Below are 1,047 nucleotides of genomic sequence, written 5' to 3'. Positions count from 1 at the left end.
TCGCCGGTGAGGCGGATGCGGGGGCGGGAGGTGTCCGCGCGGGATGGATCGCCCGTGGCGGCGGTGGCCGTCGGCGCGGTGCCCGCCGTCTCGGGGGCCGCCAGGGCGGTGTCCGGTTCGGGCACGGCGGAGAGCAGGGCGTGGGTGTACGGATGCCGGGGCCTGGCGTAGATCGCCTCGCGGGAGCCCACTTCGACGATCTTGCCGAGGTACATCACCGCCACCCGCTGCGAGAAGTGCCGCACCACCGCCAGGTCGTGCGCGATGAACAGGAACGCGATGCCCAGGTCGCGTTGGAGGTCCTGGAGCAGGTTGACCACCTGGGCCTGGATGGAGACGTCCAGGGCGGAGACCGGCTCGTCGGCCACGATCAGCCGGGGTTCCATGGCCAGCGCGCGGGCCACCCCGATGCGCTGCCGCTGACCGCCGGAGAACTCGTGCGGGAAGCGGTTGTAGTGCTCGGGGTTGAGACCCACGATCTCCAGCAGCTCGCGGACCCGCCGCTCGCGCCCGCCCGGCGGCCGGATGCCGTTGATCTCCATCGGCCCGGAGATGATCGTGCCCACCGTCTGCCGCGGGTTGAGCGAGGAGTACGGGTCCTGGAAGATCATCTGGATCTGGGAGCGGACCGGGGCCAGCGCGCGCCGGTTGGCGTGGGTGATGTCCTGGCCCTGGTAGGTGATGCTGCCGGAGGTCGGTTCCAGCAGCCGGGTCAGCAGTCTGCCGGTGGTGGACTTGCCGCAGCCGGACTCGCCCACCAGGCCCAGGCTCTCGCCCGCGCGTACGGTCAGGTCGACGCCGTCGACCGCCTGCACCGAGCCCACCCGGCGCCGGAAGGGGAATCCGCCCAGCACCGGGAAGTGCTTGGTGAGGGCCTGGGCGACCAGCAGGTCCTGGCTCATCGGGTGGTCCTCCGCAGGGTCGCTTGGGCGTGTGCGTCCAGGTGGCAGGCCGCGGCGCGGCCGGCGGCCAGGGCCGGCCGCTCGGTGGCGCAGCGGTCCCCCTCGACCTGGCCGGTGTAGGCGCACCGGGGGTGGAAGGGGCAGC

The 1,047-nt window shown here is 73.0% G+C and carries 1 protein-coding gene; it reads right to left on the bottom strand.

Annotated elements, in window-relative coordinates; genetic code table 11:
• On the bottom strand, positions 1–902 hold a 902-nt coding region (locus E4099_RS32320; RefSeq protein ID WP_135342635.1), incomplete at its 3' end, for an ABC transporter ATP-binding protein.
• Between the last annotated feature and the right edge of the window lie 145 nt (positions 903–1,047).

This window comes from Streptomyces palmae, from assembly GCF_004684805.1.
GTDB lineage: Bacteria > Actinomycetota > Actinomycetes > Streptomycetales > Streptomycetaceae > Streptomyces > Streptomyces palmae.
This window is presented reverse-complemented; position numbering and strand designations above follow the sequence as displayed.